The organism is Dyella psychrodurans (assembly GCF_003363265.1).
Classification (GTDB): Bacteria; Pseudomonadota; Gammaproteobacteria; order Xanthomonadales; family Rhodanobacteraceae; genus Dyella_B; species Dyella_B psychrodurans.
In genome coordinates, this window is sequence record NZ_QRBF01000001.1 from 829,567 (window position 1) to 851,788 (window position 22,222).

Here is a 22,222-nt window from a genome sequence, read left to right on the forward strand (position 1 = left end):
CGCAATCTAGGCTGGCGCGATGGCCGCCGCAAGGGTATGCGGCCTGCCTCGCTTACTTCTTTCGGGCTTGCCGGCGCATATCGCGCAACGACTGCAGCTTCTCGCGCAATTTCACTTCCAGGCCACGGTCCACCGGCTGATAGAACTCCGTGCCTTCCAACGCATCGGGCAGGCACTGCTGGCTGAGTGCGATACCGCCTTCGGTGTCGTGATCGTATTGATAGCCCTTGCCGTAACCGAGGCCCTTCATGAGCTTGGTCGGCGCATTGCGCAGATGCATGGGCACTTCCAGCGTTCCCGTTTCGCTTACGACACCGCGCGCCTGGTTGTAGGCCATATAGGCCGCATTGCTCTTCGGCGCGATGGCGAGCCAGATGGCCAATTGCGCCAACCCCAGCTCGCCCTCCGGGCTGCCAAGGCGTTCATAGGTATCCCAGGCATCCAATGCCATGCGCCACGCGCGCGGTTCGGCCAGACCGACATCTTCCACCGCCATGCGCGTCATGCGACGCGCGAGATAAAGCGGATCGCAGCCGCCGTCCAGCATGCGAACCAGCCAATACACCGCAGCGTCGGGATCGGAGGAGCGCACCGATTTATGCAACGCGGAGATCTGGTCGTAGAACTGCTCGCCGCCCTTGTCGAAACGACGCGTGCGATCGGCGAGCACTTGTTCGAGCGTGGCGCTCTCGATGACCTGGCCATCCGCCACCTCGGCGGCGATTTCCAGCAAAGTGAGCGCACGTCGCACATCACCGTCGGCGGCCTGTGCGATCAAGCGCAAAGCGTCGTCGCCAACCTGCAGTTTCAAGGCACCCAGCCCGCGTTCTTCGTCGACGAGTGCACGACGCAAGGCGGCAACGATATCGTCGGCGGAGACGGCGTCGAGCACGTGCACGCGACAACGCGACAACAACGCCGAGTTCAGTTCGAACGAAGGGTTTTCGGTCGTGGCGCCAATGAAGATGATCACGCCACGTTCGATATGCGGCAAGAAAGCATCCTGCTGCGCCTTGTTGAAGCGATGCACCTCATCGACGAACAACACGGTGCGTCGGCCTTGCGCAAAGTTGGCTTCCGCTTCGGCCAATGCCTTGCGCACATCCGGCAACCCGGAAAGCACGGCGGAAATGGCTCGAAAATCCGCATCGGCGTAGCGTGCCACCAGCAACGCCAGCGTGGTCTTGCCGCAGCCGGGCGGCCCCCAAAGCACCATCGAGTGCACACGACCGGCTTCGAGGGCGCGCCGCAGCGCCTTGCCTGAAGCCATAAGCCGATGCTGCCCCACGATCTCGTCGAGGCTTTGCGGGCGCATGCGCTCGGCGAGCGGCTTGAGTTCTTCCGAATCAGTCGCAAACAATTCCGGGGCGTGGTGCATGTCGCGTCGTTCCATCCGGCGATGATAGGACATCCCAGGCAAAGCCCCATCGCGACCATGCACGTCGCTCAAGCTTCCTGCCTTTCGAAAATGCCTGCCGCCTTGAAAAGAAACGATTATTGCGGCAATCGTTCATTGCTTAGGTTATGCTTAATGAATCCATTAATTCGTGCATTTATATATTTCACTTCTCATTCAATTCTTAGATAAGCCTTAGCGCATTTTCTTTCGTGTCAAAAGGAATATCGATTTAATATATTTGTTATGTAAGTGTCATGTGGCATCTCTACGGTGTCGGCCTTTCTACAACCCTGCCGATACCGGAAAAAAACAATGACGCCATCGACACATGCGCTGTACCGCCGCTCGCCGGTTTATCTTGCTCTGTGCCTTGCATTGACCAGCGCTCTGCCGATTCACGCCCAGGACACCGCCCAAAGCGGCAACACTGCGGCAGCGGGTCCCAATTCAACCAATAACACCGACAGCAGCACGTCATCGAAAAATGCGAAAACCCTCGCTGGCATGCAGGTGACGGCCAATTCCAGCGCAGTAAGCGCCGTGGCCCCCACGCAAGGCTCGATGGTTGCCACGCAGCCGCAATCGATCATCGGCAGCAAGTACATCCAGGAAAACGTTCCGCCCACCGGCGACTACACCGACATCGCCTCCATCGCACCGAGCGTGTACACCGTGACGCCGAACGGCTCCGGCTTGATGGAAGCGCCGGTCGTTTCCATTCGCGGCTTCCAGGACGGTCAGTACAACGTGACCTTCGATGGCATTCCGTGGATGGACTCCAACGACTTCACGCACCACTCCACTTCGTACTTCACCAATCAGGAAACCAGCAGCGTTGTGGTCGATCGCGGCCCGGGTACGGCCAGCACGCTGGGTAATGCCACCTTCGGCGGCACCATTTCGGTGGATTCCATCAGCCCGAAGAACGAGTTCAACGTCAACCCGTATGTCAGCCTCGGCAGCTGGGACACCGCCGTGGAAGGTGCCCGCATCGACACCGGCCGCTTCACCAGCAGCGGCACCAGCGCCGTGATCAACCTGCAGAACAGCACTTCGGACGGCTACCTCAGCTACGCCGGTCAGCGCCGCCAGAGCGTGTTCGCCAAGGTCGTGCAGCCCGTGGGCGAAAACACCACGCTGACCTTCGCCGCCATGTGGAACAACCTCGACCAGTACGTGCCGTTCGGCGCCACCAAGGCGCAGATCGCACAGTACGGCGTGAACTATGCGCTGAACAACGATTCGGCCAGCCAAGCCTACTACCGTTACAACCAGGATCAGATCAACACCAACTTTGCCTATATCGGTGTGCAATCGGAATTCGCCGGTTGGACGATCGACAACAAGACGTACACCTACGGCTACAACCACTTCGGCTTCAACGGCGAAGATCCGAACGGCGAAACTCCGAACGGCACCGCCTATAGCCCCACCGACGTGCCCGGCCAGCACATGCGCAACACGAACCGTTCGTGGGGCGACATCTTCCGTTTAGCCAAGGAAATCGGCCCGGGTGAAGCGCGCACCGGCGTGTGGTACGACCATCAGGACGACATCCGCTGGCTCTACGAATTCGACGACACGACCAACCAGCTCAATCCCGTGATCAATCCCGGTGCACCGACGCTGCAGTTGGCTGCGGCCGATCGCCGAATGAACGACTCGCTGGTCACGATCCAGCCGTTTATCGAATACCAGTGGAACATCACCGACAACGCCTACTTCGTCGGCGGCGTGAAGTACAACTACTTCAAGCGCGACATCGACGCCCCGGTGAACCAGAAGACGGAACTCCCGCTGACCTATTCCAAGGACTGGAACGCCACCCTGCCATCGGCCGCGTTCCACTATACGTTCACCTCGAACTGGACGGCCTATGCGCAGTGGGCCAAGGGCTACCTGGCACCCAACCTCAACCTGCTCTACGTGCCCAATCCGGCGGTTTCCGATAGCGCCGTGGCGCCGGAAAAGACCACCAACATCCAGCTCGGCACAACCTGGACCAACGACCGCCTGACGCTGTCCGGCGACGTCTACAAGATCAACTTCAACAACTTCGTGCAAAGCCAAAAGGTCGGCGGCATCACCGAGTTCTACAACGGCGGCGGCGTGCATTACAAAGGCGTCGAGCTGGAAGGCGCCTATCTGCTGGGTGCAGGTTTCAGCGTTTACGCCAACGGCTCGATCAACCGTGCCATCCAGACCAGCGACAACACGTGGAATCCGAACACCCCGCACAAGACCGCTGCGCTGGGCTTCATTTTCAACAACGGCCCCGTTTACGCATCGCTGGTCGAAAAGTTTGTGGGCAAGACGTATTACACCGCCAATGCCAACGACGACACGCCGATCGGCGGCTATGCGGTGACCAACTTCGCCGCCAGCTACACGTTCGATCCGCACATCACCGACGTGAAGGACTTCAAGATCGGTTTCCAGATCAACAACCTGTTCAACAACACGACCATCAACGCCCTGGCCGGCACCACGGCCGCGGATAGCACGCCGCTGTTCTTCACCATCCCGGCGCGCAACTTCAACTTCACCATTTCGGCAGATCTGTTCTGATGAAACGCAGTGCACTGCTGTTGTCCTTGCTTCTGATCGGCCAGCCCGCACTGGCCGACGGTGGTGGCATTCATCCGGCCACCATCGAACTGTCGAACCTGTTGCCGCCTCCGCCGGCAGCAGGTTCGGCTGCGGCCCAGCACGATCTTCAGGTCGTTCTGGAAACGCAAAAGACGCGTACGGACACCGACATGGCGGCCGCGAAAGCGGACACGGATCGCTCCGTGTTTCGCTTCGCCGACGCATTGGGTTTGTCCGTGCAGGCTTCCGCACTACCGAAGACGGCCGCGTTCTTCACACGCACCGCCGAGCTCGACAAGCAGCTCGTGAAAGATGCGAAAAACTACTGGCAGCATCCTCGCCCCGCCGTGGTTTCCAGTGAGGTGCATCCATTGGCCAAGGAAAAGCCGAACGACTGGAGCTATCCCAGCGGCCATTCGACCTTCGGCTACACCACGGCGGTGCTGCTGGCCAACATGGTGCCGGAAAAGCGAGCGGCCATCTTTGCGCGCGCCGATGTGTATGCAGAGCATCGCATCGTGATGGGGGCTCACTTTCCGAGCGACGTGGAAGCCGGCCATCTCGCCGGTACCGTCATCGCCACCGAAATCATGCAGGACCCGAGCTGGCAGCAGGATTACGCGGCAGCGCGCGTGGAATTGCGCAAGGCGTTGGGGCTACCAGCTGTTTCGTCGATGATCGTGTCAGATCAGAAGAAGGCCACGGCTTCATCGCAGCACTAAAGCAGTCGTCCGAGAACCATCGGCGCATGGCACCCGTCACGGGGCCATGCGCCGACAGCGTCACTCATATCTGCTGCTTACGCAGAAAAAGCTGGCGGTAAACGGCGTAACCAAGCCCCACCGCGCCCACGAGCGCAGCCGGGATCATCAGCACACGCTCCTGCAGATGCGCGTAACCGATGGCTCCGAGCGTTGCGCCAAGAATGAAGTGTCCGGCCACCAACAGGCAGACGTGGATGCGCAACATGTCCACCTCGAGCCCACGCAAACGCTGGCCCAGATAAATACCCAGATCGGTGAAGATACCCGAGAGATGGGTCGTGCGCAGTGTCGCACCGCTGTAGGTGCTGACCATCGCGTTCTGCAGACCGCACGCGGCGGAGGCGACATACAATCCGAGATCGTTCGCGTCGTGGATCATCGGCGCAGCCATGAACAGAAGCACCGATTCGAGCATCAACACGAAGCCATAGCGGCGACCGAGCTGAAGCGACCCCTGCTTGACGATGAACCCACTGACCATGGCGCCGACGACGAAGGAGACGATCGTCAGTCCCCAATGCAGGTCGCCTGCGATGTCTCCGTCCGCAAGCGCGATACCGAACTGCGTACTGGTGCCGGTGAGATGCGTGATCGGCTGATGCCGAAAGCACAAATAGCCTACGGCATTGATGCAACCGGCCACCAACGCCAACAATCCAGCACCGATCCATGCCCAACGCGGCAGCCGGCGGATCATCGCGCGCCGATCAGTTCTTCAGCGGCTGCGTGGTGATGACCGGCAGATCGCCGATCACGTCCGCACCTTTCGGCGGCGTGAAATTGAAATCCCGCGGTGGAATGTCCGGATTGCGCTGCCAGTTCGAAAAGCGGATGTCGGTGGTGGAACCGAGCTGATCCTTGAACTGCATGCGCGCAAGACCGTTGGCATCGAAACCAAGATCCGCATATTCGAATTGCGGGTCTTTCGACGTGGACGTAAGCCGCAGCCAGACCAGGCCGTCGCGCTCGCCCTGCTCGGTGACTTTGAAGTCATTGTCCAACTGCTTGAGATCGGTCAGCACGGTGAGCGGGCTATGCGCTTCTTCCGTGTCCTGCTTGCGCACGGTGACCTGCTCAAGCTCGGGGTCGTACATCCACACGCGGCTGCCGTCGGCGACGATGGTCTGTTTGTAGGGTGCCAACGTATCCCAGCGGAATTGACGAGGCGCCTCCAGCACCAGGGTGCCATGGCTGGTTTGTCCCGGTTGGCCGTCCGCGTTGGTGAGCGTCTGGGTGAAGTTTCCGGAGATCGCATGCAGCCCTTGGGCGAAAGCGTCGAGCCGCGTGCGGGCCGGGCCGGCAGCCTGCACCACGTTGCACACCAGCAGCGCCAGCGAGGCGACAAGAGCAGCGAAGCGGAAGCGTTTCATGGGTCCTGTTCCTGATGAGCCGAATGTGCCAAGTGTGCGGCGGGGATGCTTAATGGTGGGTGCTTTGAAGAGCTTTACCCCCTCCCCCGCTTGCAGGGGAGGAATGCCCTTCCACATCAATGCTTCGGGGGCGGTGGCGCCAGCACTTCGCGGTTGCCATTGTGCTGCGGGGCACTGACGACCCCCTCCTGCTCCATCTGTTCGATCAAGCGTGCGGCACGGTTGTAACCAATGCGCAGGTGTCGCTGCACACCGGAGATCGACGCACGCCGCGTCTCGGTCACGATGCGGACGGCGCGGTCGTACAACTGCGCATCGGCATCGCCGCCTTCTTCGCCATCCTGCGGAAGGCCCGCGTCGTTGATGAACTTGCCGTCGCTGGTCGCCTGCACTTCTTCCAGCACGCCCTCGATGTATTGCGGCGAGCCTTGTGCCCTCAGCCAGTTCACCACGTTATGCACTTCGTGATCGTCGACGAAGGCTCCGTGCACACGATCCGGCGTGGCGGTGCCGGGCGGCAGATAAAGCATGTCGCCATGGCCGAGCAGGGTTTCGGCACCGGACTGATCCAGGATCGTGCGCGAGTCGATCTTGCTGGACACCTGGAACGCAATGCGCGTCGGGATGTTCGCCTTGATCAAGCCGGTGATCACATCGACCGACGGACGCTGCGTGGCCAGCACCAGGTGCACGCCGGCGGCACGCGCTTTTTGCGCCAGGCGCGCAATGAGTTCTTCCACCTTCTTGCCGACGATCATCATCATGTCGGCGAATTCGTCGATGATGACGACGATGTACGGCAACGGCTCCAGCGGCTCCGCGGCCAGGTTCGGCATCTCGGGATTCGGCCGGAACAACGGATCCAGCAACGGCTGGCCGGCATTCTCGGCGTCCCTCACTTTCTTGTTGAAGCCGGCGAGATTGCGCACGCCCACCGCCGCCATCACCTTGTAGCGGCGTTCCATCTCGGCCACGCACCAGCGCAGCGCGTTGGCGGCCTCCTTCATGTCGGTGACGACCGGCGCCAGCAGATGCGGAATGCCCTCGTAGACCGAGAGCTCCAGCATCTTCGGGTCGATCATGATCATGCGTACGTCTTTCGCGCTGGCCTTGTACAACAAGCTCAGCACCATCGCGTTCACGGCGACGGACTTGCCCGAACCGGTGGTACCGGCCACCAGCAGATGCGGCATCTTGGCGAGGTCGGCCACCATCGCCCGGCCGCCGATGTCCTTGCCCAGCGCCAGCGTCAACGGCGATTTCTGCTGGTCGTACTTGTCGGAGCGCAGAATTTCCGAGAGATAGACGATCTGTTTCTTGGCGTTCGGAATTTCCAGGCCGATCACGTTCTTGCCCGGAATCACGTCGACCACGCGCACGCTGACCACCGAAAGGCCGCGCGCGATGTCCTTGTCCAGGCTCGACACCTGGCTGCCGCGCACGCCTGCAGCCGGCTCCAGCTCGAAACGAGTGATCACCGGGCCGGGATAGACGCCGACGACTTTCGCTTCGATGCGGAAATCCTTGAGCTTGAGCTCGACCTGGCGCGAGAGCACTTCCAGCGTCTCTTCCGAGTAGCCGGGCCCCTGCTCCGGCGCTTCGTCGAGCAGCGACAACGGCGGCAATTCGCCCGGCTGCGCGGCGCCGACGAACAGCGGAATCTGCGTCTCCACCCGCGCACGTTCGCTCTTCACCACCGGCGCCGGCGCCGCTTCGATACGAACGGGTTCGCGCTTGGCCTGCTTGATCGCTTCGGTCTTCTTCACGACCTCGCGCTCGGCGCGCGCCTGATGCGCCGCAATCACCTCCGGCGCTTCACGCAGCTTGTTGCCGAACCAGCCGAAAAGCCTCATCACGCCCTGCCCGGTCAGGTCCATCACCTTGAACCAGGACAAACCCGTCGCCAGCGTCACCGCGATCAAAAAGATCGCCAGCAGCAACAGCGGCGCGCCTTTCTCGCCGAACGCGCGTACCAGACCGTGGCCGACGGCACGGCCGATCACGCCGCCAGCACCTTCCGGCCCCATCGTGCTGTCAGGGAAATTCAGCCAGCACAGGCCCGGCGCGGTGATGAAGAAAAACACCGACCCGATCAGGCGCAGCGAGGGTTCCCACGGTTGCACGCTACGCATGCCATGGTTGCGCAGCACCTGCACGCCAAGGAACAGCAACAGCAGCGGGAAGAAGTAAGCCACGCCGCCGAACAAATAACGCAACAAATCAGCGATGTAGGCGCCAACGGTTCCACCCAGGTTGTGCACGTGCCCGCTGGTGTCGGCATGCGACCAGCCTGGGTCGGAGGCGTCGTAGCTGAACAGGCAGACCAGCAGATACAGGGCCAATGGCAACAGCAGCAAGGCGCCGGCCTCGCGCAGGCGGCGCTTGAGCTCTTCGCTCAGGCCGGCCTTTTCCTTTTCTTTTCGAACATTCGCGCTACGCGCCACCGGGATAGTTTTCCTTGCAGTTTTCATGAAATCCCGGGAGCGCCGGGTTGCGCGAGGCAGTTTAACAAGGGGCAGCCTTTTGGTGAGGGCCTGCTCGCACTCTTCGCGTAGCCCGGGTTGTCGTTGAGTGGTCGTCAGGTGGTAGTGCGTGGCGCAGGCTTGGCTGGCTGCCAAGTCAAGCCGCGCGCTGCCGCATGGCGACCACTCAACGGCAACCCGAAGGGCCGGGTCTGTTTGCCCGCCATCCGGCGTCATCGCTCAGTCGTGTACGGACGTACACTCCCTCACTCTTCCTTGGCTGGCGCGCAAACAGCTCCCGGCGCGAGCCACGCGAAGAGTGCGAGCAGGCCCCAGGGTACAGGTTCAAAAACTTGCGTAAACCCCGATTCGGCAATGATTTTGCTGATTCCGTGTTGCACTCGCCAGACACCGCCGTCGGCAGTCAGTCGGCGTAAAGCCTAGACATCACCTCCCGATATGCCTGCGACGCCTTTCGCGGGCCGGTGTCTTGAATAGATGGTGCGACTTCCCCATTCTTGCGGGCTTCCGGATCGATCGTGTCGCCCGGATGAAACCAAAGCCGGCGCACGAGCGAATAACCGAAAATCACGAGCAATTTCCAAGGATTAACGCAATGACCACCCCCAAACACAGCCGCCTGCTGATCCTCGGCTCCGGCCCCGCCGGCTACACGGCCGCCGTGTATGCGGCGCGCGCCAACCTCAAGCCGACCATGGTCACCGGCATTCAGCAGGGCGGTCAGCTGATGACCACCACGGACGTGGACAACTGGCCGGGCGACGTGAAGGGTGTGCAGGGTCCGGAGCTGATGCAGCGCATGGCCGAGCATGCCGAGCGTTTTGAGACGGAGATGGTGTACGACCACATTCACACCGCCGACCTCAAGCAGCGTCCGTTCCGCCTGAAAGGCGATTCGGGCGAATACACCTGCGATGCGCTGATCATCGCCACCGGCGCCACCGCCAAGTACTTGGGCATCGCCAGCGAAGAACACTACAAGGGCAAGGGCGTATCGGCCTGCGCCACCTGCGACGGTTTCTTCTTCCGCGAACAAGATGTGGTCGTGGTCGGCGGCGGCAACACGGCGGTGGAAGAAGCGCTGTACCTCTCCAACATCGGCCGCAAGGTGTACCTGGTGCATCGCCGCGACAAGCTGCGCGCCGAGAAAATCATGCAGGACAAACTGTTCGAGAAAGCCGCTGCCGGCAAGATCGAGCTGGTGTGGAATCACACCATCGACGAAGTGCTCGGCGACGAAACCGGCGTGACCGGCGTGCGCGTGAAGGACGTCAACGGCGGCGCCACCCGCGACATCGCCGCAACCGGCTTCTTCGTGGCGATCGGCCATACTCCGAACACTGGCATTTTCGAAGGCCAGTTGGACATGCACGACGGCTACATCAAGATCCGCACCGGCCTGGAAGGCATGTCCACCATGACCTCGATTCCCGGCGTGTTCGCGGCCGGCGACGTGGCCGATCATGTTTATCGCCAGGCTGTCACCTCTGCCGGTTTCGGCTGCATGGCTGCGCTGGACGCCGAGCGCTGGCTGGATCAAGGCAAGCCCGCCGCTTGAACTCGCATCAGTGTCGTTCTGGCCCGGTCCGGAACGGCACTTCTGATGGCATCATGCGCTTGTGATTGAGGCACGTTTCCACGACAGCATCGACGACATGGCAAGCGCGGACTGGGACGCGCTGCGTGCGGATGACAATCCGTTCCTCTCGCACGCTTTCCTCGCCGGCCTCGAACGCACCGGCTGTATCCGGCACGACTGGGGCTGGCAGGCGCATCACCTGGGTTTGTATCGCAACGGCGCGCTGATCGCCGCGGCGCCGCTGTACCTCAAGGGCAATTCGCACGGCGAATTCGTGTTCGACTGGAGCTGGGCCAGCGCGTGGGAACGCGCAGGCGGCGAGTACTATCCGAAACTTCTCAACGCCGTGCCCTACTCCCCGGTGCCGGGTACGCGCCTGCTCGCGGGCCGCGATCCGGTCCGCGCAGGCGAACTGAAAAAGCTGCTGGTGCAGGCGATGCAGCAGCAAGCTGAGCGCCTGCAGCTTTCTTCCATCCACGCCAACTTTCTCGATCAGGCAGACCTTTCCGCATTCGACGACGAATGGGTGGCGCGAAGCGACGTGCAGTTTCATTGGCACAATCGCGGCTACGCCGATTTCAATGCATTTCTCGCCGCGCTGAATCACAAGAAGCGAAAGAACATCCGGCACGAGCGTCAACGTGTCGCGGAACACGGCCTGCGCATTGGCATGTTTGGCGGCACCCAGCTGGATTCCAAAACCTGGCGTGACGTGCATGCGTTGTACACCGCCACCTTCGATGCCAAGGGCAATCACGCAGCACTCACCGAAGCGTTCTTCCAATACCTGCGCAGCGAACTCGGCGACGCCGTGCAACTGGCTCTTGCCTACGATGGCGACGACATCGTTGCCATGGCACTGTTCCTGCGCAGCGCGACCACGCTGTATGGCCGCTATTGGGGCGCACGGGCGGACGTGCCCGACCTGCATTTTGAGCTTTGCTACTACCAGGGCATCGAGTACGCGATTGCGCAAGGCCTGGAGAGCTTTCAGCCCGGCGCTCAAGGGGAACACAAGCTCGCACGCGGCTTCATGCCGGTGCGCACGCATTCGCGCCACTATGTACTGCATGAAGGATTCCGCTCGGCGGTGCGACGGGCGCTTGCGCACGAGCGCGAAGGCATGGACGCTTATGCCGAGGAACTCCTCGACCACTCGCCTTACGCCGAACGATGATTCGCCTACCATTGCTGGACGAACATGCCCCGGACCGCTTTCCCGATCCGCGCTCGGCGCTGATCGAACCCAACGGTTTGCTCGCATTCGGTGGTGACCTCTCGACACAACGGCTCCTGACAGCGTACGCCCGCGGTATCTTTCCTTGGTTCAACGAAGGCGAACCGATTCTTTGGTGGTCACCCGATCCTCGCTGTGTGTTTCACACCGACACGTTGCTACCCAACCGCAGCCTGCGCCGCACGGTGGCGAACGCCGCGTGGCAAGTCACGATCAACCGGGCATTCAGAGAAGTCATGCGAGCGTGCGCCGCGCCACGACCAGGCCAAGCGGGCACATGGATCAGTCCCGTCATGATCGATGCCTACGGCACGTTGCACGACATGGGCTATGCGCACAGTGTGGAAGTATGGTCCGAGGATCGTCTGATCGGCGGCGTCTACGGCGTAGCCATCGGGCATCTTTTCTGCGGCGAATCGATGTTCAGTGCATGTAGCGGCAGTTCGAAACTGGCGCTGTGCGCGCTTGCGGCGCTGCTGCGCGAGTGGGATTTTCCGCTGATCGATGCGCAGGTGAGCAATCCCCATTTGCTGAGCCTCGGTGCAGTCGAAACGCCCCGCCAGGTGTTTCTGCACCATGTCGCCGAACTGAGCTCTCGGCCTTTTGATCAGCACCGTTGGCAAAACGTGCCCGCCATGCCAGCCACACGATTGCTGCATGCAGAAGCCGTCAGGTGGTCGGATTGAGCGCGAGCGTTTTCAACAGCGCGTAGTTGTCCAGGAACAACTGGACTAGCCTGGGGTCGAGCTGGCTTCCGGCCGCGCCTTTCAAATAACTCAATACGTCCGGCTCCGGCCAGGCCGGTTTGTAGACGCGGGGAAAGCTCAACGCATCCCATACGTCCACAACACTGAAGATGCGCGCTGCGAGCGGAATATCCTCGCCCTCCAGACCCTGCGGATAGCCTGTACCGTCCCAGCGCTCGTGATGGCTGTACGGGATGGCACTGGCCCCACGCAGAAAATCGATCCGTTGCAGCATGTCGTAGCCGATGTGCGGATGCGTGCGCATCAGGCGCGTTTCGTCTTCATCCAATTTGCCGGGCTTGATCAGGATGGCGTCAGGCAACGCCAGCTTGCCGATGTCGTGCAGCAAGGCGCCGAACTTTATATCGCGCAACGCGTCGCCTTCGAGCCCGGCCAATCGCGCAAGCCCCAAGGCCATGCGAACGACACGCTCGGAGTGATCGCTGGTTTCCTTATGGCGGGCATCCATCGCCTCCACCAGCACGTGCAAGGCTTGTTCGTGACCATCGAGCAACCGCTGGCTCGCATCCTCCAGATGCCGCACCGTGCGACCGATCAACCAATAAAGCAGCAGGCCGGTGCCCAGCACAAAGAACCAGCCCTTGAAAATCTGGTATTGGATGATTCGATGCGGATCATGCACCAGGTTTCCCAGCAGATGGCCGGAAAACCAGATCCATGCCGCGGAAACCACAATGTAGATGCCGGCGGTGCGCAACTGCGGGCTTAGGCTCACAACCTGCCCTCCCCCAGGGCGCGTCCGATATACACCAATTCTGCCATCGGCATGACAGTGCCCGATGTGCGGTTACGCGCAAATCATCCAGCATGTGGTGTGAAATTTCAGACAACGTATACACTGCGATAACGCGTCATGTGCGCACGTTTACCGTCATCGCAGCGCGCACGGCGCGGAGCGCGCGTCAAATTTTCGACGCGATCGCTAACGCCGCAACGCTGTCTGCAGCAGTCGACGCTGTAACCGGGCTGTCAAGGTGGCAGGCGCCTGCAGGTCCATGCGATCCAGCGCGGCGGGTTCCTCTGCGGTCGGCTCGCCAGAACGCAGCATGGCTTTGAGCAAACTCCAGCGCCCTTTCCAACTGGAACTGGACGACTTGAGCCATTCAAGCGCGGGCAACAGGCGCTGCTCGATCTCGGTGAAGTCGCTGCCGAAGGGAAATGTCAGCAGCACGCCCTTGCGCGCCAGCGGCTCCAGGGCCTCGTGCAGTGTCTCCGGGCGATGCAGACGCCAGGCGTCGGGGATCTTGAAGTCCGTCGCCAACTTGCCGCGCGATTTTGCTTCCGCGGCAAGGGCATCGATGAAACGCGCATCGCTGATGGCCAGCATGGCTTCGATGCATTCGCTGTCACTCTTGCCGCGCAAATCGGCCACGCCGTATTCGGTGATCACGATATCGCGCAAATGGCGCGGAATCGTGGTGTGGCCATAATTCCAGCGGATGTTCGTCTCCACACCGTTCTTGCCCTTGCGTGTGGCACGCAACATCAACGCGGAACGACCGTCCGGAAGCTCGTGCGCCATCGCCACGAAGTTGTATTGGCCGCCGACGCCGCTGACCACATGGCCGTTTTCCAATCCGTCGGAAACCGCGGAACCCAACAGGGTCGCCATCATGCAGGTGTTGAAGAAACGCGCCCCGCGCCGCTGCAACATGGCCAACGCCTGGTGGTCGCCATAGAGCTGGTTGACGTTGGACACGCGACACATGTCGATCGCATCCGGATCGCTGCCGGCAGTCACCTCCAGCCAGTCGTAAAGATCGCGCGATCCGAGGAAGAACGCTCCACGCAAGTAGTGACCGCCGGGCACATCGTCGGCGAGACGGCCCGTGGCGGCTGCGCGCTCCAACGCGAGATTGTCCCAGCAGCGCCGTTTGAGAATGCCGGCCTTGGCCAGGTGCATGAAGCCATCCATCACCATTTCGCTGCAGCCATACAGGCCGGTCTTGAATGTGCCCAGCCCGCCCATGCGACCGGCAAGCGCATGCGTGGCGCCGCGGGGATCAAGCGCGACCAGCGCCTTGCGCCAGGTCACGTTGTCCTGATGCCTCAACAACAACGCTTTGACCAATGCATCCGATAGCGAGCCAATACCGATCTGCAGGCAACCCGCATCCTTCACCAGCGCGCTGGCATGGAATCCCAGCGCGTATTCCACTAGATCGATGGGCAATCGCGGCATCGCGAACAGCCGTGGCGAGGACGATGGTGTCAGCTCGATATCAAAGAAATTCTCCGGCACCTCCGCATGACCACCGATATACGGCAAGGCCGGGTGCACCACCGCCACGCACAGGGGACGCGCTTTTCCGGCAGCCTTGACCCGCTCGAGAAATTCCAGCGTCAGGTCGGGATTGCACGACAGACTGTAGTGCACACCTGCCGGCGTTTCATGACGGGACACCAGTTGGACTACAAGATTGATGTCCTGCACAACCAGATCGCGCGCGACGTGCGTGTAGTTTTGACTTATGTAGTTGCGTTGCGCGCTCAAGGAATTGAGCAAGGCACCGGACTGCATGTAGAACTCGTGCACGGCAACATTGGCCGGCAGGGCGTCGCGGGCCTCATCCAGCGAGTACTGGGGATCGATGAAATCGTCACCGAAATGGCGTGACAGAAACGGCCCGAGAAAACGCGCTTCCAGACCCGGCTTCGGTTGCGGACGGGTCAACGACAACGCGGTGTAGAGCGTCATCGACCGCCAGGTATCGGCCTGCATCAGCCGATACAACGCATTGAGCAAGCCATGCGGCTTGCCCAGGCCAAGTGGCGCGGCGACGCGCAGGTCCGCACCCAGCCGCTCGACTATCAGCTGCGCACAGGCGTCGGTATCCGTAAAACGCTGCTCTGGCAACATGGGCCGATCATGCCAGAACTGCGCACGGCTGAGCACACCCCTCCCATCGCGTCGTTTATCGATTCGACGGATAGGAAAAATCCAATCGATATACTCACCGCATGATCACCACTTCGCCTACGCCAAACCGGTTGCTGGCCGAACAGGCATTGAGCCGCGCTGCCGGCGCACCGCTGATCGGAGGCAATGCCGTCGATCTGTTGATCGACGCGCAGGCGCACTACACAGCATGGCTTGCGGCGATACGCGGTGCACAGCAGCGCGTGCTGCTGGAGAACTACATCATCCGCGACGACGAAGTTGGCCAGGCATTTCGCGATGCGCTGGTCGAGCGCGCACGCGACGGCGTCTTCGTTGCGGTCATCGTCGACTGGATGGGTTGCCTTGGTCAGTCGGGCTCCTCATTCTGGAAGCCCTTGCGCGAAGCTGGCGGGCACGTGCAGGTGTTCAATCCTCCGCAGTTCGGTCATTCGCTGGGATGGATGAGCCGCGACCATCGCAAACAATTGGTGGTCGATGGTCGAATGGGTTTTCTGTCCGGCGTGTGCATCAGCACGAAATGGCTCGGCAACGCATCGCGCCGGATATCGCCTTGGCGCGATACCGGCGTGGCGTTGCGCGGTCCCGCGGTTGCTGGACTGGAAGCTGCGTTTATCGATAGCTGGACAGCTTCCGGCGGAGCGCCGCTGCCCTTTGTGCCGACGCCCGGTCATGAAGCAGCGGGCGATATTTCTCTGCGTGTCATCGCCACGCAACCGGCCACGGCCGGCATGTATCGACTCGATCAAATGATCGCCGCCATGGCACGTCGCAGCCTGTGGCTGACCGACGCCTACTTCGTCGGCGTCGCGCCATATGTGCAGGCGCTTTCCGCGGCGGCGCGCGACGGTGTCGATGTGCGCCTGCTGGTACCCGGCACCAGCGATATTCCCGTCGTCGCCAGCATGTCCCGCTCGGGCTATCGACCGCTGTTGAAAGCGGGCATCCGTGTGTTCGAATGGAACGGTTCGATGCTGCACGCCAAGACCGCCGTAGCGGATGGCCAATGGGCGCGCGTGGGTTCGTCCAATCTCAATCTGGCCAGTTGGTTGAATAACCGCGAGATCGACGTGGCCGTCGAAGATGCGGGTTTTGCCGAGCAACTGGCCGATCAATACGAAAAGGACCTGGAAAACGCCACCGAGATCGTGCTGGCCCCACGTCGGTACCGACGCGGTGAGCGGGTGCTGAGCAGCGAAGCGCGTCCTCCACAGCGCAGACATATGGGCGGCAGCTCCAGCCGAGCCGCAGCGGGCGCTTTGCGTATCGCCAATTCGATGGGAGCCGCGCTGACCGAACGGCGCGTCCTGGGCGACACCGAAACGGGGACACTGACAGGCACCGCCCTGTTGCTCGCCGTGCTCGCTTTCGTGGCCATCCTTTGGCCGGCCGTTATGGGTTGGCCCATCGGAGCACTCGCGGCCTGGTTTGCGGTCAACACCGGCTTCCGTGCCTGGCAACTGCGTCAGCGCCGACTGCGGCGGATACGCGGCATCGACGAACCCGACTGAAGGCTTACAGCAACTTGCTAATTAAAGTCAGTAACTTATATAGCAATACATAGAAATAACCTGCGCATGCGCCGCCAATCGGATGTTCTCCAAGCCGTTCGTGCTAGTCTCCCGCCTCCATGCAAGAGCCAGACGACTTCAGCGACGGTGCCGGCGGTCAGCCGCCCAGGCACATCCTTACGCCCAGCACCCTCAACCGATTGGTGCGCGGCCTGCTGGAAGATGCGCTGCCGCTGGTGTGGATCGAAGGAGAGCTTTCCAATGTGGCGCGGCCCGCATCCGGCCACCTCTACTTCACCCTGAAAGACAGTGCGGCGCAGGTGCGCTGCGCCATGTTCAAACCCAAGACCAACTGGCTGCGCTTCAAGCCTGCCGACGGCATGCATGTATTGATGCGAGCGCGTGTCGGGCTGTACGAACCGCGCGGTGAATTCCAACTCGTCGCCGAACACATGGAACCGGCCGGCGAAGGCGCACTGCAACGCGAATTCGAACGGCTTAAGACGCAATTGGACGCCGAAGGCCTGTTCGCCACCGAACGCAAACGCCCCCTGCCCCGTTTTGCGCGCCGCATCGGCGTGATCACCTCCGCAACCGGCGCCGCCATTCGCGACGTGCTAAGCGTGCTCGGGCGTCGCTGGCCCCTGGTCGAAGTGGACGTACTGCCCGTGCCCGTGCAGGGACGCGAAGCGCCACCGGCGATCGTGTCGATGCTCCGCAAAGCGGCCGCGTCCAAACGCTACGATGTGCTGCTGCTTACACGCGGCGGCGGCTCGCTGGAGGACCTCTGGGCCTTCAACGACGAGCAAGTCGCGCGGGCCATACATGCCTGTCCGGTGCCCGTGGTCAGCGCGGTCGGACACGAGATCGATTTCAGCATCGCCGACTTTGTCGCCGACTTGCGCGCACCCACCCCATCGGCGGCCGCGGAATTATTGGTGCCCGATGCATTCGCCTTGCGGCGCCATCTGGATCAGTTGCGCCAGCGCGTCGTCGCGCTGCAGGAACGTCGTCTGCAAGCAAGCATCCAGCGCATCGATCACTTGTTGGCACGCTTGCAATCGCAGCGTCCGCAAGCGCGCCTGGCGCGCGATCGCGAACGCTTGCTGCAACTTCACCGTCGTCTTCTTGGTGCACGCCCGTCGCAATCCACGCAATGGAAGACGCGACTTGAACGTGCGCATACACGTCTGCTGGCGCAGCATCCGCGGCAACAGCTTGTGCTGCGGCGCCACCAGCTTGACCAACAATTCGTGCAGCTTCGCCGCTCGATCGAACACAGGCTGGAGCGCGACCGCCTCACGATGCAACAAACCGCACGCGCGCTGCACACGGTAAGTCCATTGGCCACGCTGGAGCGCGGTTACGCGATTCTGTTCGACGCACAAGGCAAGGTGCTGCGCTCGGCCCAACATGTCTCCGCTGGCACACCTCTGCGCGCGCGCCTGGCGGATGGCGAACTACCGCTGCAGGTTACCGACGATTGACGTTCGATTCCTTACACGAATTGAACGTTTCCACGCACGAATCGAGTATTGTTGTACATATAGCATCTGCTTATCTCCCCTTGGAGGCGATGCATGAAGGCCGCGACCTTGTTCGTGAAAGCGCTGGAAGCCGAAGGTGTGCACAGCATCTTCGGAGTACCGGGTGAAGAAAACCTGGATCTTGTCGAAGCACTGCGCGAATCGTCGATCCGATTGATCGTCACCCGCCACGAGCAAGCCGCGGGCTTCATGGCAGCGACGTGGGGACGACTGACGGGCGAAGCCGGCGTTGCACTCTCCACGCTCGGTCCGGGCGCGACCAATCTGGTGACTGCAGCGGCTTACGCACAGCTCGGCGCCATGCCCATGCTGATGATCACCGGCCAGAAACCGATCCGCACGCACAAGCAGGGTTTGTTTCAGCTGGTCGATGTCGTCGACATGATGCAACCCTTGACCAAATACACGCGGCAGGTGGTTTCCGCCGCGACCATTCCCGCCCGCATCCGCGAAGCCTTCCGGCGTGCGGAGGAAGAGCGCCCTGGCGCGGTGCATCTGGAGCTTCCCGAAGACATTGCCCGCGACGATGTCGACGACGCGATCCTGCTGCCCACCGAATACGCACGCCGTCCATCGCCCGACGACGCCGCGCTGGTGCAGGCGGCCGAAGCCATCACCAACGCCAAGCACCCCATTCTGATGATCGGCGCTGCCGCCAATCGCCAGCGCACCGCCGTGGCATTGCGTACGTTCATCGACAAGCTTGGCATTCCGTTCTTTACGACGCAGATGGGCAAGGGCGTGGTCGATGAAGACCACCCGCTGTGGCTGGGCAACGCCGCGCTGTCGGCCGGCGACTTCGTGCATCGCGCGATCGATGCGGCCGATGTGATCATCAACGCCGGCCACGATGTCGTGGAGAAGCCGCCCTTCTTCATGCATCGCGGACGGCGCACGGTCATTCACATCAACTTCTCGTCTGCCGAAGTGGATTCGGTGTACTTCCCGCAGATCGAGGTCGTCGGCGATATCGCGCACACCGTGGAACGCCTGACCGACGCACTCACCGCGCAACCTCACTGGGACTTCGCGTTCTTCGACAAAGTGCGGAAAGCTTTCCATACGCAACTTGGCCAGTATGCCGACGATGCCCGCTTTCCCATGCACCCCGTGCGCATCGTGGACGACACCCGCCAATACATGCCCGACGATGGTGTCCTTTGCCTCGACAACGGCATGTACAAACTCTGGTATGCGCGCTACTACAAGGCGCGCCAGCCCAACACGGTGCTGCTCGACAACGCACTGGCGACCATGGGTGCCGGCCTACCCTCGGCCATGGCGGCAAAAATGGTGTATCCGGATCGCAAGGTGCTCGCGATCTGCGGCGACGGCGGCTTCATGATGAATGCACAGGAGCTGGAAACGGCGGTGCGCCTGAAGCTCGACCTGGTGATCCTGCTGCTGCGCGACGACGCCTACGGCATGATCCGCTGGAAGCAGGCCGACATGGGTTACGCCGACTTCGGCATGCAATTCAGCAATCCCGATTTTGTGCGTTTCGTCGAAGCGCACGGCGCGCACGGTCATCGCCCGGAACGCGCCGATGAATTTCTCCCCACGTTGAAACGCGCCTTCGACGAAGGGGGTGTGCATCTGATCGACCTCGCCATCGACTATTCCGACAACCACCGCATTCTCGACGAAGAAATCCGCCGACTCAGCGCTGCCGTCTGATCTTCGGGAGTAACCATGCTCAACAAGACCTATCCCTACTACCTGGCCAACCAGGCGCAAACCTCCAAGACGATGATGGAGGTCTACGACAAGTACAGCGGCAAGGTTGCTACGCGCGTAGCCGTGCCCGATGCGGGCGCGACCGAGAAAGCGATCAAGGCGGCGGTCAAGGCGGCGGGCCCCATGAAGGATTTCCGTCCCTGGGCACGGCAGGCCGTGCTGCAGCATTGCGCCAAGCGCTTCGAGGAACGCAAAGACGAATTGGCGATGGCGCTATGCGTCGAAGCCGGCAAACCCATCAAGGATTCCGCAGGCGAAGTGACCCGCCTGATCGAGACCTTCCGCATCGCCGCCGAAGAAGCGGTACGCGTGAACGGCGAAACATTGAATCTTGAACTCGCGTCGCGCCTGGACGGCTATCACGGCTACACCAAGCGCGTGCCGTTGGGACCGGTGTCTTTCATCACGCCCTTCAATTTTCCGCTGAATCTCGTTGCGCACAAGGTCGCTCCGGCCATCGCGGCGGGTTGCCCCTTCGTGCTGAAGCCATCCGAGAAAACACCCATTGGCGCGTTGATCATCGGCGAGATCCTCGCCGAAACAGATCTGCCCAAAGGCGCGTTCTCCGTGCTGACGCTGGACGGCAAGCAAGCAGGGCCGCTGGTCGAAGATCCCCGCTTCAAACTGCTTTCGTTTACCGGCGGCCAAATCGGCTGGGACCTCAAAGCCAGGGCCGGCCATAAGAAAGTGACGCTCGAACTGGGCGGCAATGCGGCGTGCATCGTCGATGCCGATCAGAAATCGCGATTGGACAAAGTGATCGAGCGGCTGGTCTTCGGTGCGTTCTATCAATCCGGCCAAAGCTGCATCAGCGTGCAGCGCATTTATGCGCACGAGTCCCTTTACGATGAGCTGAAAAAACGACTGGTCGATGCCGTGAAGCAGCTCAAGGCCGGCGATCCCAAGAAGAAGGACGTTTTCCTCGGACCCATGATCGACGAAGCCGCCGCACAGCGTCTGCAAGGCTGGATCGACGAAGCGCAAAAAGCCGGCGGAAAAATCCTGTGCGGCGGCAAGCGCAAAGGCAACATGCTCGAAGCAACGTTGATGGAAAACGTGCCGAAGGACGCCAAGGCCAATCGCATGGAGGCCTTCGGCCCCTTCGCCTTGCTGGCACCGTTCAAGCGCATCGGCGACGCGATCGCGATGGTCAACGACTCCGACTACGGCCTGCAGGCTGGCATCTTCACCGATAGCCTGGATCACGCCATGCGCGCATGGAACGAACTGGAACAAGGCGGCGTGCTGGTCAACGACGTGCCGAGCTTCCGCGTCGACAACATGCCCTACGGCGGCGTAAAGCTTTCAGGTATTGGGCGCGAAGGTGTGCGCTACGCCATCGAGGACATGACCGAAATCCGATTGATGGTGATCCGCGATATCTAGTGCAGATCGACCGCGCCGCTCGCATCGCCGGCAACCTGTCGCAAGCGATTTACATCGCGCAACGGCGGTGCGCCGTGCTGGCGACTGTATTCGCGGCTGAATTGCGAAGGACTTTCGTAACCGACGCGGTGCGCCGCTGTCGCCACATCGCAACCCTCGGTCAACAGCAGCCGGCGCGCTTCGTGCAAGCGCAATAGCTTCTGATATTGCAGCGGACTCATCGCCGTGATTTCGCGGAAATGATGATGCAGCGACGAGGCGCTCATGTTCACCATGTTTGCCAGATCACTGATGCGCAACGGCTTGTTGTAGTGCTGCTTGAGCCATTGGATGGCGCGCGCGATGTGTTGTCCCTGACCGCCCACCACTGCGATCTGCGCCAATCGCGCACCCTGCTCGCCTGTAAGCAGGCGGTAGATCAACTCGCGCTCGATGAGCGGAGCAAGCAAGGACAGGTCGCGAGGCGAATCGAGCAGGCGCACCAGCCGCAATAGAGGATCAAGAAGCTCGGTATTCAGCGGGCTGAGCGCAAAACCGCGCGCTGTCGCCGCGGCGGGCTTGGGCAACTTCACTTCGGACAACCATTCGCCGATACGCACCGGATCGAGACGCAGGGTGATGCACAGGCAGGGTTCCTGGGGCGATGCGCGCATGACCTGGGCGGTGACTGGCACATCGATGGAGTTGATCAGGTAGTTCCCGTTTTCCTGCTCGAAGCGCTCGTCCCCCAGAAGAATGTGTTTGTTTCCCTGCAGCAACACCCCAAGACAGGGCTCGTACATCGCGCAACTGCGATCGCTGGGCGAGTCGGCTCGAAAGAACGAGAGCGAAGGCCAGGCAGTGGCCGTCACGCCCTCCACCTGAGCGTATTGTTCAACCAGGACTGTCAATTCCTCGCAATCAAGTTCCAGACGTGAGGCCGGCATGGCGGGCTTGAGTCGACTATTCATGAGA

At 61.5% G+C, this 22,222-nt stretch carries 17 protein-coding genes; 9 read left to right on the forward strand and 8 right to left on the reverse strand.

The genetic code is table 11. The features are described from left to right. Positions 1–52: 52 nt before the first annotated feature. Positions 53–1,378 (reverse strand): replication-associated recombination protein A, encoded by a 1,326-nt coding sequence (locus DWU99_RS03870; RefSeq protein ID WP_233510857.1) that lies wholly within the window; start codon positions 1,376–1,378, stop codon positions 53–55. Between the two features lie 333 nt (positions 1,379–1,711). Between DWU99_RS03870 and DWU99_RS03875 the strand changes: the two genes are divergently transcribed. After that, entirely contained in the window at positions 1,712–3,967 is a 2,256-nt protein-coding gene (locus tag DWU99_RS03875) for a TonB-dependent receptor (protein WP_115476670.1), read from the forward strand. Further along, entirely contained in the window at positions 3,967–4,710 is a 744-nt protein-coding gene (locus tag DWU99_RS03880; RefSeq protein ID WP_115476671.1) for an acid phosphatase, read from the forward strand. The genes DWU99_RS03875 and DWU99_RS03880 overlap by 1 nt, the downstream gene beginning before the upstream one ends. Before the next feature lie 64 nt (positions 4,711–4,774). Here DWU99_RS03880 and DWU99_RS03885 read toward each other — a convergent pair whose 3' ends face one another. The 4 genes from DWU99_RS03885 to DWU99_RS20960 form a co-directional block, all read right to left on the reverse strand. Beyond that, positions 4,775–5,449, reverse strand: coding sequence for a YoaK family protein (locus DWU99_RS03885; protein ID WP_115476672.1), 675 nt, complete (start codon positions 5,447–5,449; stop codon positions 4,775–4,777). Between the two features lie 10 nt (positions 5,450–5,459). Beyond that, on the reverse strand, positions 5,460–6,122 hold the full coding sequence (lolA, locus tag DWU99_RS03890; RefSeq protein ID WP_115476673.1) for an outer membrane lipoprotein periplasmic chaperone LolA: 663 nt from the start codon (positions 6,120–6,122) through the stop codon (positions 5,460–5,462). 116 nt (positions 6,123–6,238) lie between these two features. After that, positions 6,239–8,593 (reverse strand): DNA translocase FtsK, encoded by a 2,355-nt coding sequence (locus DWU99_RS03895; protein ID WP_199535692.1) that lies wholly within the window; start codon positions 8,591–8,593, stop codon positions 6,239–6,241. Between the two features lie 415 nt (positions 8,594–9,008). Further along, a complete protein-coding gene (locus tag DWU99_RS20960) occupies positions 9,009–9,176 on the reverse strand; it encodes a hypothetical protein (RefSeq protein ID WP_158543230.1) in 168 nt (55 codons plus the stop codon). Positions 9,177–9,200: 24 nt separating this feature from the next. Here DWU99_RS20960 and trxB point away from each other — a divergent pair, with 24 nt between their 5' ends. From trxB to aat, 3 genes are all read left to right on the forward strand, one after another. Further along, positions 9,201–10,163 (forward strand): thioredoxin-disulfide reductase, encoded by a 963-nt coding sequence (gene trxB, locus DWU99_RS03905; RefSeq protein WP_115476675.1) that lies wholly within the window; start codon positions 9,201–9,203, stop codon positions 10,161–10,163. 61 nt (positions 10,164–10,224) lie between these two features. Further along, positions 10,225–11,361, forward strand: coding sequence for a GNAT family N-acetyltransferase (locus tag DWU99_RS03910; RefSeq protein ID WP_115476676.1), 1,137 nt, complete (start codon positions 10,225–10,227; stop codon positions 11,359–11,361). Next, positions 11,358–12,107 carry a leucyl/phenylalanyl-tRNA--protein transferase gene (gene aat / locus DWU99_RS03915; RefSeq protein ID WP_115476677.1) on the forward strand — a complete coding sequence of 250 codons (750 nt, stop codon included), beginning with the start codon at positions 11,358–11,360 and terminating at the stop codon, positions 12,105–12,107. Before DWU99_RS03910 ends, aat begins: the two co-directional genes overlap by 4 nt. On the opposite strand, the gene DWU99_RS03920 is transcribed toward aat, so the two are convergent. Both DWU99_RS03920 and DWU99_RS03925 read right to left on the reverse strand, forming a co-directional pair. Next, entirely contained in the window at positions 12,091–12,903 is an 813-nt protein-coding gene (locus DWU99_RS03920) for an HD-GYP domain-containing protein (RefSeq protein ID WP_115476678.1), read from the reverse strand. The two genes, aat and DWU99_RS03920, sit on opposite strands and share 17 nt — an antisense overlap. A 207-nt stretch (positions 12,904–13,110) precedes the next feature. After that, the gene (locus DWU99_RS03925; protein WP_115477176.1) at positions 13,111–15,048 is read right to left on the reverse strand and encodes an acetyl-CoA hydrolase/transferase C-terminal domain-containing protein; all 1,938 of its coding nucleotides are present in this window, start codon (positions 15,046–15,048) and stop codon (positions 13,111–13,113) included. A 101-nt stretch (positions 15,049–15,149) separates the two neighbouring features. On the opposite strand from DWU99_RS03925, the gene DWU99_RS03930 reads away from it, so the two are divergent. The 4 genes from DWU99_RS03930 (at position 15,150) to DWU99_RS03945 (ending at position 21,268) form a co-directional block, all read left to right on the forward strand. After that, complete coding sequence (locus tag DWU99_RS03930; RefSeq protein WP_115476679.1) at positions 15,150–16,598, forward strand: phospholipase D-like domain-containing protein; 1,449 nt, start codon at positions 15,150–15,152, stop codon at positions 16,596–16,598. 119 nt (positions 16,599–16,717) lie between these two features. Continuing rightward, positions 16,718–18,085 (forward strand): exodeoxyribonuclease VII large subunit, encoded by a 1,368-nt coding sequence (gene xseA, locus DWU99_RS03935; RefSeq protein WP_115476680.1) that lies wholly within the window; start codon positions 16,718–16,720, stop codon positions 18,083–18,085. A gap of 93 nt (positions 18,086–18,178) precedes the next feature. Continuing rightward, positions 18,179–19,822 (forward strand): acetolactate synthase large subunit, encoded by a 1,644-nt coding sequence (locus tag DWU99_RS03940; protein WP_115476681.1) that lies wholly within the window; start codon positions 18,179–18,181, stop codon positions 19,820–19,822. Between the two features lie 15 nt (positions 19,823–19,837). Beyond that, positions 19,838–21,268: an aldehyde dehydrogenase family protein gene (locus DWU99_RS03945; RefSeq protein ID WP_115476682.1), complete on the forward strand. Its 1,431-nt coding sequence runs from the start codon at positions 19,838–19,840 to the stop codon at positions 21,266–21,268. Here the strand turns inward: DWU99_RS03945 and DWU99_RS03950 are convergent. Next, entirely contained in the window at positions 21,265–22,218 is a 954-nt protein-coding gene (locus DWU99_RS03950) for an AraC family transcriptional regulator (protein WP_199535693.1), read from the reverse strand. The genes DWU99_RS03945 and DWU99_RS03950 overlap by 4 nt on opposite strands. Positions 22,219–22,222 lie beyond the last annotated feature (4 nt).

What these genes read in the sequence shown, in the direction of transcription:
- DWU99_RS03930 (WP_115476679.1), top strand. Translation starts at nt 15,150, where the DNA reads ATGATCACCACTTCGCCTACGCCAAACCGGTTGCTGGCCGAACAGGCA.
- DWU99_RS03925 (WP_115477176.1), bottom strand. Translation starts at nt 15,048, where the DNA reads ATGTTGCCAGAGCAGCGTTTTACGGATACCGACGCCTGTGCGCAGCTG.
- aat (WP_115476677.1), top strand. Translation starts at nt 11,358, where the DNA reads ATGATTCGCCTACCATTGCTGGACGAACATGCCCCGGACCGCTTTCCC.
- DWU99_RS03880 (WP_115476671.1), top strand. Translation starts at nt 3,967, where the DNA reads ATGAAACGCAGTGCACTGCTGTTGTCCTTGCTTCTGATCGGCCAGCCC.
- DWU99_RS03895 (WP_199535692.1), bottom strand. Translation starts at nt 8,593, where the DNA reads ATGAAAACTGCAAGGAAAACTATCCCGGTGGCGCGTAGCGCGAATGTT.
- xseA (WP_115476680.1), top strand. Translation starts at nt 16,718, where the DNA reads ATGCAAGAGCCAGACGACTTCAGCGACGGTGCCGGCGGTCAGCCGCCC.
- DWU99_RS03950 (WP_199535693.1), bottom strand. Translation starts at nt 22,218, where the DNA reads ATGAATAGTCGACTCAAGCCCGCCATGCCGGCCTCACGTCTGGAACTT.
- DWU99_RS03940 (WP_115476681.1), top strand. Translation starts at nt 18,179, where the DNA reads ATGAAGGCCGCGACCTTGTTCGTGAAAGCGCTGGAAGCCGAAGGTGTG.
- DWU99_RS03875 (WP_115476670.1), top strand. Translation starts at nt 1,712, where the DNA reads ATGACGCCATCGACACATGCGCTGTACCGCCGCTCGCCGGTTTATCTT.
- DWU99_RS03870 (WP_233510857.1), bottom strand. Translation starts at nt 1,378, where the DNA reads ATGCACCACGCCCCGGAATTGTTTGCGACTGATTCGGAAGAACTCAAG.
- DWU99_RS03885 (WP_115476672.1), bottom strand. Translation starts at nt 5,449, where the DNA reads ATGATCCGCCGGCTGCCGCGTTGGGCATGGATCGGTGCTGGATTGTTG.
- trxB (WP_115476675.1), top strand. Translation starts at nt 9,201, where the DNA reads ATGACCACCCCCAAACACAGCCGCCTGCTGATCCTCGGCTCCGGCCCC.
- lolA (WP_115476673.1), bottom strand. Translation starts at nt 6,122, where the DNA reads ATGAAACGCTTCCGCTTCGCTGCTCTTGTCGCCTCGCTGGCGCTGCTG.
- DWU99_RS03945 (WP_115476682.1), top strand. Translation starts at nt 19,838, where the DNA reads ATGCTCAACAAGACCTATCCCTACTACCTGGCCAACCAGGCGCAAACC.